This window comes from Paenibacillus sp. Lou8.1 (genome assembly GCF_024213565.1).
Taxonomy (GTDB): Bacteria; Bacillota; Bacilli; order Paenibacillales; family Paenibacillaceae; genus Paenibacillus; species Paenibacillus polymyxa_B.
The window spans coordinates 60,825-71,293 of the sequence record NZ_JANAVN010000023.1; the positions used below are offsets into that span (position 1 = coordinate 60,825).

Annotated in this window: 3 protein-coding genes; all 3 read left to right on the forward strand. The window is 47.6% G+C overall.

The features are described 5' to 3' along the window. The first annotated feature begins 109 nt into the window (after positions 1 to 109). The gene (locus tag NLX78_RS25125; RefSeq protein WP_061830895.1) at positions 110 to 418 is read left to right on the forward strand and encodes a hypothetical protein; all 309 of its coding nucleotides are present in this window, start codon (positions 110 to 112) and stop codon (positions 416 to 418) included. Positions 419 to 717: 299 nt separating this feature from the next. Next, positions 718 to 888: a hypothetical protein gene (locus NLX78_RS25130; protein ID WP_155765266.1), complete on the forward strand. Its 171-nt coding sequence runs from the start codon at positions 718 to 720 to the stop codon at positions 886 to 888. A gap of 1,974 nt (positions 889 to 2,862) precedes the next feature. Further along, positions 2,863 to 10,469: non-ribosomal peptide synthetase (locus NLX78_RS25135; RefSeq protein ID WP_254351828.1), on the forward strand; the 7,607-nt coding region annotated here is incomplete at its 3' end.

Here is a 10,469-nt window from a genome sequence, read left to right on the forward strand (position 1 = left end):
TGAAAGCATATTAAATATCCATATAATTCCAACGAAATTGACAGCAGCATGTGGACATTATAAGGTATGAAAGCCAGAATTTTTTAATCATAATTGTGGAGGCAGATCAATGAACCAGCGTTTTCGAATCACCCGTTCCATGCAGGAAAGTCCTGTGGAGCAATCCATTACCCTGGAGGAGTGCAAAGATTACTTTGCATCCCAGCCAGACTTTTCGTATTCACGAGTACTAATCATACAAGGTGCTGAGAGCACCATGTCGATCGAGGGAGACTTTTTCATGTGGAAGTATGCTGATGTAGAAATACCTTTTCGTCATTACATGGGTGATGTGTATGTGGCTATTTCCGATGAGGCTGTCGTGCCTAAGATGATTGAAATTGCAACAGATTTGCAAGCAGATGTGGTGGATGGGTGAAGAACTATTCACTATTCTTATTCTGCTGAAGGTAGTTGACTTCGTAGTATATCTTTACAGCAAATTGACAGTGCTGATTTCTGCCTGCTGACATCGAGTTACATAGATGTCAGCATTTTTGTTAATTATGTCAATATACTGGGAAGAATAATTCATACCACAAAATACATATTCCATTGGCTTGATGCTAAGAGACTTAACAGCTGGATCAACTAAAAGGGGAACGATGCTAGGTTAGAGATGTTTCGCTGTTTCTCATTACGGAGGCAGTGCAAGCTGGTAAATTAGTCGAACAACCATTGACGGTAAAAAGCGGCGATTTAATTATTGCTTTGGATGGCGCATTAATGGAGATCTCCAGTTCGGAACAGTTTGGATTGTCAGGATGGGCTGTCAGCGCTCGTTTGTATGGGATGTTTAGCGAGGAATACAGTAATGAGATTGTTTTGCGTAAAAAAACTGTCGGTTAATGTGAACAGCTGCGGCAAGCCCTTGTCATTTAAAAGACGTGATGTACGAGGGTTTGTCTGGATTTCTGATGAGTGGTTTCAAAGGATTCGTTTCCTGTCTGGTCACAGGGCAGAAGCTCACTCGGTTGTGATGCGCTCGGCAACAAAAACGATTCGATTCGTACACAGTATACATCACACAACAAATGTTTCCGGTACGTTCGCTGTGAGAGTATTCACTTCATTCTTAAGGGTCAAGTCGCCAAAACCTTAAAATAGCAAGTCTCTTGCAACATGGAGACTTGCTATTTTGTATTTTCCGTTCATTAAATTTTGCGAAAAAAATAGTTCCAAAGTTATGAGTTTTCTAAAAATTTATATTTTTAAAGGGGAATCAAAACGTTTCTATTAATTAAAAAATAAAATTTATAGCTTAAATTAGACGGAATTTAAGCTGAACTAAAATTTCAGGAGAAAAATTAAAGAAAATTCCGCATGTAAATTGGTTCAAAAGATCTATTAAAAGTCACTATCTATTTAAAAAGTGAAGAGTTATTAATTTTGAATTATTCCAGCTTAATGCAAATAAATTCCATGATATAGGTAATTAAAGAATATTGCTGAAAAAGTTGAAATTTGTCGGATAATGTCAGGATTGATTTGTTATATTTGTGTTAATGGTATGTAACGTAAAATTTGTTTTGGCACAAGGGTTTTGGACTTTCTTGCAAACCTACATCATTTTGATTTTATCAATTTATAAAATCAAAAATTTTGTTTTGAATCACGTTAACGGGTCATGGTCAGTATTCAATTTAATAAAAAAGTAAAATTCTTGCATTTGAAGATATAAAAATAATAGAATAATATGGGTTATTTATTGATTTCATGAAATCCATCAATTTGGAACTTATGTCCCATGCTAATCGGTTTTAAAGTTTGTATATTTAAAATAGCTAGAAAGTATTGGGAGGAAAAAAGGGATATAAGGATTTATTGTGAGATTTTGGACAGTAAGAGGATATGAGAAATTTATATGTCGACTCGGTCATGTCTTGGTTTTAAAACCGTGATCCATCTGACTGAGAAGGTCCAGTTATTTTGTTTTGCCCGACATGAGGGCTTTGCCTGAATGGCTTACAGAACATGAAAGTTGTTCAACAGAAGCTCCATGGATATCAAACAGAACAACATGCCCTCACGGCTTCCCGAAATGGCTTCATAAGTACATAAGCTGTTTTCTTTTTTAGACACTGTATGGGAGCACTGATTGTAATTGAAACAGCATGGCAGTTGTATAGGCAAAACTGCAAGATTCCCTGTCCATAGCATCATATCTGGTAAATCCGTCTCACATCATTTTCCGTATTCCAAAAGACAGCTCTATTATTTTTAAGGTATGCGAAATATATCCTTAACAGCCTGGGAAGCCCGTTGGCTCGTCCGATGACCATCATTTTTCATCCATGTACAAAATCAGGAAGTTATAAGCGCAGTCGTGAGTATTTTTTTGTCCTTTCATCCTAGAATTACGCTCCTCACCACGCTGCAGCAGCTCATGTATCTCGCAGCATCGATACCCTCCAGCCAAGATTCTAACAGCACACATCATGATACACTACGTTGTTAACACTGCGGCAACCATTCTACAACCCACCACCAAGATGTACTCTCAACATAATTCAAAAATGTTCTCACTCCATGCACATATTCATACATCCAGAGTCAGAGTTATTTCACTATGTCCACCCAACTAAAAAAGCTTGCACTGCGAAAGTGTGAGTGATGAAAAAGAGAGATGTGCTTGTTTCTATTCAAATTCAGCTCTTCGAAGACACCCATATCTCAATGGTATATCAGGAGTGGTCGCTTTTGCCGACTGCCATTGGCAATTTAATGCCGGTGAAAAGGTACGCATGACCAGTTCCTTGACAAGGACGGTCATTTATGAGGAGTTACTTTTTACCCACATCTATTTCGCGAGGAGAGATACGTATGACTCAGCACAATGTTCAATTGTATGCATTAAGCCAACCACAGCAACGTATTTGGTACACGGAGCTTGTGTATCCCAATCGCAACACGTCCACGATTATTACCACTGTTAAAATCAAGGGAACAGTTCGAATAGATGCATTGCAGCAGGCAATGAACCAGGTGATTGCACAAAACGATTCTTTTCGTATCAAAATCACGGCTCGGGACGGCATCCCCTATCAATATGTGGAGCCGTTTGCTGCTCAAAGCATAGAAACGCTTCAGGTTACCCCGGAGGAAGCTGAGCTATGGGTCAGCCATCATAACGCACAGCCGTTCCCCTTGTTGGATTCGCAGCTGTATCGGTTTGTTATTTTGCGGTTGGGGGCAGAAGACACCTGGTTTAGTTTCAAAATGCACCATATTATTTCGGACGGCGTAACCATGGAGCAGGCCATTAATGAAATTACGGGGCATTATATGAATATTGTGCATGGTACAGGTTCAGATGCGTTGGCTCCAGCGAATTCATATCTCGATTTTATTCAGGTGGAGCAAAGCTATGAGCAATCGGACCGCTATCAAAAGGACAAGACGTACTGGACGGAGAAATTTGCCAATTTGCCGGAGGTTACAGGTTTAAAATCATACAATCCGCTTACGGTGAGTACGGCTGCACGCCGGGAGAACTATACACTGGAGCACGAATTATATCGTGGTGTCACGGCTTTTTGCGAGGCGAATAACATCAGTATTTTTACATTTTTCCTGGCTGCTCTGTATATTTATTTGCATAAAATGACAGGGGAACAGGATTTAACCGTGGGTACATTGTATGCTAACCGTACGTTGAAGAAGGAAAAAAATACAATGGGCATGTTCGTCAGCACTGTGGCTACACGTCTGCGGGTTGAGCCGGAATCCGAGCTACTCACCTTCCTGCAAGGTGTTGGCAAGGAGCAGTCGTCCATTTTGCGGCATCAGCGTTATCCGTACAACAAAATCATGCAGGATTTGCGTGAACAGCAAAGCGGCACGGACATTCGCCGCCTGTTTGGCGTTACCATTCAATACCGTACACTGAGCTTCTCCCGTTTTGATGAAGCCGTTCAGCAGGTGCATACCGATTTCTGCGGAGATACGGTGAGTGACTTCGATATTGCCATGATAGACATGCTGGATGACGATAAACTTGTATTGCAACTGGATTATCGGACCGAGTTGTTCAGCGAGCAGGAGATCGCCCGAATTATTCGCCAATTCCTGAGTGTGGTAGAACATATGGTGAAAGGGCCACAGAAGCGGATTCAGGAGTTGTCACTGATGAGTGACGAAGAACGGGCACAAATTATGGATGTATTTAATGCGACAGCAGTGCCCTATCCACACAATGTGGGGATTCATGAGCTATTCGAGGAACAGGCAAAACGTACACCGGATCAGACAGCGGTTATGTTTGGAAATCAGTGTCTGACCTATCGGGAGCTGAATGAACGGGCGAATTCATTGGCACGAATGCTTCAAGCACAAGGAGTAGGACCTGACAAACTGGTTGGTCTGATGGTGCAGCGCTCATTGGAAATGATCGTAGGTCTGCTGGCCGTTTTAAAAGCAGGTGGTGCATATGTGCCGATCGATCCCGAATTTCCGTCATCTCGTATTGAATACATGCTGGAAGACAGCAAGGCCGAAGTGCTTCTGACCAGTCGTGATCTGGCAGAAGAACATCATTACATCGCCAATACCATGTTTCTTGAGGATGCAGCATTGTATCAGGGAGAAAGCGGCAACCTAGAGGCGTTTGCCCGCCCAGAGCATCTGGCTTACGTCATCTATACCTCTGGTTCGACTGGAAATCCGAAAGGAGTTATGCTCCAGCATCGCTCGGTACTCAACTTTATTACCGGGATGCGTGAAATCATCGACTTTGAAGCGAACAAAACGATTTTGTCACTGACGACCATTTCATTCGATATTTTCGTATTGGAAACCATCCTGCCCCTGTTGAGTGGAATGACTGTTGTGCTTGGCGACCGCCAGCATCAGGTGAACCCTCAGGCGCTTGGTGAGTTGATTGCTCACCATCATATTGATATGTTGCAAATGACACCATCGCGGCTGCAGATGCTGATGGATCATGAAGCAGGTTTCCGCGCGCTGCGAGACGTAAAGGAAATTATGGTCGGGGGTGAAGCCCTTCCGTCCAAGCTGCTCGCAGCACTGCAAGAAATAAACGGTCCCCGCATTTATAACATGTACGGACCTACAGAAACGACGGTTTGGTCGACCGTACAGGAACTGACTCATGCTCAAGACATTAATATCGGACGTCCCATCGCGAATACCCAAATCTATATCATGAATGCGAGTGGGGAATTGCAGCCAGTCGGTGTGCCGGGCGAGTTATGTATTGCAGGGGAAGGACTGGCCCGTGGATATTGGAATCGCGAAGAACTGACGGCCGAGAAATTTGTGGATAATCCGTTTGCCGGAGGCAAAGTCGGGTATGAACGTATGTACCGTACAGGCGATTTGGCGAGATGGACGCTGGACGGCAACATTGAATATTTGGGACGGATGGACCACCAGGTGAAAATCCGGGGCTACCGGATCGAACTGGGCGAGACTGAATCGCAGCTATTGCAGGTGGAATCGGTACGAGAAGCGGTCGTCGTGGCCCATACGGACGAAACGGGTCAAAAACAACTCGTGGCGTACTATGTGGCGTGTCAAGAACTAGGAGCCAGCGAACTGAGAAGTGAGCTGGGGCGGGAGCTACCAAGCTATATGGTGCCGTCGTATTTCATTCAATTGGAGCAGATGCCGCTGACACCGAACGGTAAAATTGATCGTAAGTCCTTGCCAGCACCGGAAGGCAGCCTGCAAAGCGGAGCGGATTATGTAGAGCCACGCACTGCAACGGAACGGGCACTCGCAGCCGTCTGGCAGTCCGTCCTGGGCGTGCCAACCGTCGGAATGTTGGACAATTTCTTTGATCTGGGCGGCGATTCGATCAAGGCGATTCAAATCGTATCTCGTGCGTTCCAGGCAGGCTACAAGCTGGACATGAAGGATCTGCTTCGGTACCCAACCGTTGCAGCATTGGCACCGCACATGCACGAGGCAAGTCATATGGCAGATCAGGGAGAAGTGAGCGGGGAAACAGCGTTGCTTCCGATCCAGCACGGGTTCTTTGAACAAGAGCAAGTGGATGCGCATCATTTTAATCAGGCGGTTATGCTGCACCGGGAGCAGGGCTTTGACGAAGCTGCTTTGGGTCAGGCGCTTATCAAGCTGACGGAGCACCACGATGCACTGCGGATGGTGTTCAGGAAGACCGAGCAAGGCTTTCAAGCGTGGAACCGCGGAATACAGGAAGGCGAGCTGTATCATCTGGACGTGCTGGACTTTAGAGCTTTGACAGATAAATCCATGCTGAGCGCGACGATTGAGACGAAAGCAACTGAAATTCAAAACAACATAAACCTGTCCGAAGGACCGCTGGTGAAACTGGGTCTGTTCCGTTGCACCGATGGAGACCATTTGTTGGTAGCGATCCACCATTTGGTGGTCGACGGCGTGTCTTGGCGTATTTTGCTGGAAGATTTGGCAACCGGCTATGAGCAATCTTTACGTGGCGAGTCTGTCCGTTTGCCCAATAAGACGGATTCCTTCCGTCTGTGGGCTGATCAGCTGTCGACATATGCGAACAGTTCGGCTTTGGAGAAGGAGCGTGCGTATTGGGAGCAGATTGAGCAAGCAGGGAAGAGTCAGGCATCCTTGCCTAAAGATTACACTCGTAAATCTCAGGCCAAGCCACAGCTTCGCGATGATCGGACACTGACAGTAGCGTGGACGGTAGAAGAAACGGAACAATTCTTGAAGCAGGCACACCAAGCCTACAACACGGAAGCGAACGACCTATTGCTGACAGCTCTGGGCACCGCAATTCAGGAGTGGGCAGGCATCCATCAGGTGCTTGTAAATCTGGAGGGTCACGGACGGGAAGCCATTTTGCCGGATGTGGATATTACGCGTACGATCGGTTGGTTTACCAGCCAATTCCCGGTTGTACTCGATATGGGCGAGGAACAGAATGTGGGACGGCGTGTCAAGAACGTCAAGGAAGGGCTGCGCCGTTTGCCGCATAAAGGAATTGGATACGGGATTTTGAGATATCTTGCTGACGGGGAAGGGGAAGCCCCTTTTATCACCGAGCCGGAAATCAGCTTTAACTATCTCGGACAATTCGATCAGGATTTGAAGAATAATGCCTTTCGTATGTCTCCTTATTCCATCGGAGCTTCCATGAGTGACACGTTAACCAAGCGGTATGCTCTGGATATCAACGGCATGATCACGGACGGTGCACTGGAACTGACGATCAGCTACAGCAGGAAAACATTCATGAAAAAATCAATTCAAAGACTGGCTGGTCTGCTTCAGGAGAGCTTCCGTGAGGTATTGGCTCACTGTGTGGAAAAAGAGTTGCCAGAGCTGACGCCAAGCGACTTGTCCTTCCAAGGACTGACGGCTGGAGAGCTGGATCATATTGTAGAGCAGACGGCTGCTGCGGGAGAACTGGAAAATATTTATTCACTCACACCCATGCAAAAAGGCATCCTGTTCCACGGTTTAATGGAGCCGAAATCCGGGGCGTACTTTGAGCAGGCGACATTTGATCTGCAAGGCAGCTTTCAAGTGGAGGCTTTTGCCGAAAGCTTAAATCAACTGGTGGATCGCCATCAAATATTCAGAACGAATTTTTATAGCGGCTGGAATGAGCAGCCTTTACAGGTGGTGTACCGTCATAAACATGCCGGGTTCCGTTTTGAAGATGTTCGTTCAATGGGACAAGGAGAGCAGGACGCATACATTGCTGGTTTTGCTGAGCATGACAAAGCCGAAGGCTTTAATTTCGGCTCAGGCGAGCTGATGCGGGTGTCTGTTTTGCGTACAGGCGAGGAATCGTACCGTTTTGTGTGGAGCTTCCACCATATTTTGATGGACGGCTGGTGCTTGTTCCTAATTGTAGGAGAGGCATTTAATACGTACTTTGCCATCCTCGAAGACCGCAAGCCGGAGCTTGCCCCGGTAACGCCATACAGTGAATATATTGAATGGCTGGAGCGGCAGGACAAAGCAGAGGCTGAACGGTTCTGGAGTGACTACTTTGCAGGTTTTGAGCAGCAAACAGTGCTGCCGCAGGCGAAGCAACTGGATGGTCACGCGAAGGGATATGAAGGGGATAAGCTTTCGTTTACCCTGAGCCGTGAAGTGACCAAGCAGATGAACAAGCTGGTCAAGCAGCAGCAAGTGACGGTTAATACACTGCTGCAAGCGGCGTGGGGCGTTGTGCTGCAACGGTATAACAACAGTCGGGATGTTGTATTTGGCAGTGTCGTGTCTGGTAGATCAGCGGATATTCCAGGCATCGATACAATGGTTGGTTTGTTCATTAATACCGTTCCTGTACGGATTCATAGTCCAAAAGATGTAACGTTTGCTGAGCTGATGAAGCAAACCCAGGAGCAGGCGCTGGCTTCCCGTGCCTATGAAACCTATCCGTTGTATGAAATTCAGGCCCTGACTGAGCAAAAGCAGGATCTGGTAAATCATATTATGGTGTTTGAAAACTATCCAGTGGAACAGCGTATGGAGCACATGGGCAGCCGTGACACGAACGGTTTTACGATTGCCAATGCTTCAATGTCAGAGCAAACGAACTATGATTTTAATATTACAGTGGTGCCAGGCGATGAAATGGATATTCATTTGGAATTCAACGCGCTGGTGTTTGAACGTGCAGCTGTCGAGCAATTCCGTGAGCACTGGCTGCGTGTGATAGAAGAAGCAATTCACAAACCGCATGCGCTGGTAGATGAGCTGGAGCTAGTGACTGCTGAGGAAAAAGTGAAGATCATCGACGGCTTTGGATCAGTAGGCGTATCTGCATGGAGTGATGAAAAGCAATCAGAAGGGTTGTTCCACGCCTATGTGGAAGAACAAGCGCAGCTTGTGCCGGATCACGTGGCAGTTGTATACGAGGAGCGGCAGCTTACGTACCGCGAGCTGAACGAGCGTGGGAATCAACTTGCTCGTAGATTACGGAATGAAGGTATTGGGCGCGAATCCATTGTTGGTATTTTGAGCGAGCGCTCGGTGGATATGCTGGTTGGCGTACTGGCGGTGTGGAAGGCTGGCGGTGCTTACGTGCCACTGGATGCGGATTATCCGTCCGAACGTATCCGCTTTATGCTGGAGGACAGCGGTGCGACAGTGCTACTGACGCAAACCGGCTTGCAGGAGCGCGCGCAGGCATGGCTGGAGGAAAGCCGACAGGCTTTGGCCGGAGGGCAGTCTGAGGGCGAGCTGGAAACGGCGGTTAGCATTGAAACGATGGAAAGAGACAGCCTTAATGAGGGATTCAGCTTGAAATCAGATTCGTCATCTGATAGCGAAGCAGCATCCGAATCCGCAGCGAACTTGCGTCTGCACACCGTACTGGCGCTGGACGATGAGTCGCTGTACATCGGGGATGCCACGGATGTGGAACCTATCAATGAGCCGCAGGATCTGGCGTATGTGATCTATACGTCCGGTACAACGGGACGCCCGAAAGGGGTCATGATCGAGCATCACAGTTTGGTAAACACAGCCGCGGCCTACCGCCGGGATTACCGTTTGAACCAGTTCCCGGTACGATTGCTGCAACTGGCAAGTTTCTCCTTCGACGTGTTTGTCGGCGATATCGCGCGGGCGCTCTATAACGGTGGCACGATGGTCATCTGCCCGAAAGACGACCGGATTGACCCAAGCCGTCTGTACGGCTGGATTCACGACTATCAGATTACGGTGTTCGAATCCACACCGGCTTTAATCGTACCATTCATGCAGCATGTGCATGAACAGGGACTGGACATGAGCAGTCTGGAACTGCTGATCACCAGCTCGGATAGCTGCAGTGTGACAGACTACCGGGTGCTGCAAGAACGGTTTGGCGCGGATGTTCGTATTATGAACAGCTATGGCGTCACGGAAGCGGCAATCGACTCTAGTTTCTACGACGAAGAACTGTCGAAGCTGCCAAGTAGCGGCAATGTGCCGATTGGTCAGGCGTGGCTGAACGCACGCTTCTACATCTTGGACAGCCAGTTGAATCCGGTGCCGATCGGCGTACTGGGCGAGCTGTGCATTGGCGGTGCCGGGGTGGCACGAGGCTACCTGAATCGTGCGGACCTGACGGCCGAGAAGTTCGTGGCAAACCCGTACGTACCGGGTGAACGATTGTACCGCACAGGTGACTTGGCGCGGTGGATGCCGGACGGCAATGTGGACTTTATCGGCCGGATGGATTATCAAGTGAAAATCCGCGGTTACCGGATCGAGCTAGGCGAGATTGAAACGGCGATCCAGCGGGTGCCGGGCGTGCGTCAAGCGGTAGTCATCGACCGGACGGATGAGCGTGGACACAAGTACTTGTGCGGATACATCACGGGAGAAGACGAGCTGCGGATCGAGGAGGTACAGGCCGAACTGGAAGCCGGGCTGCCAGCGCACATGGTGCCAGCACGCCTGATGCGACTGGAGACGATCCCTCTGACCAGCAACGGCAAAATCGACCG

What these genes read in the sequence shown, in the direction of transcription:
- NLX78_RS25125 (WP_061830895.1), top strand. Translation starts at nt 110, where the DNA reads ATGAACCAGCGTTTTCGAATCACCCGTTCCATGCAGGAAAGTCCTGTG.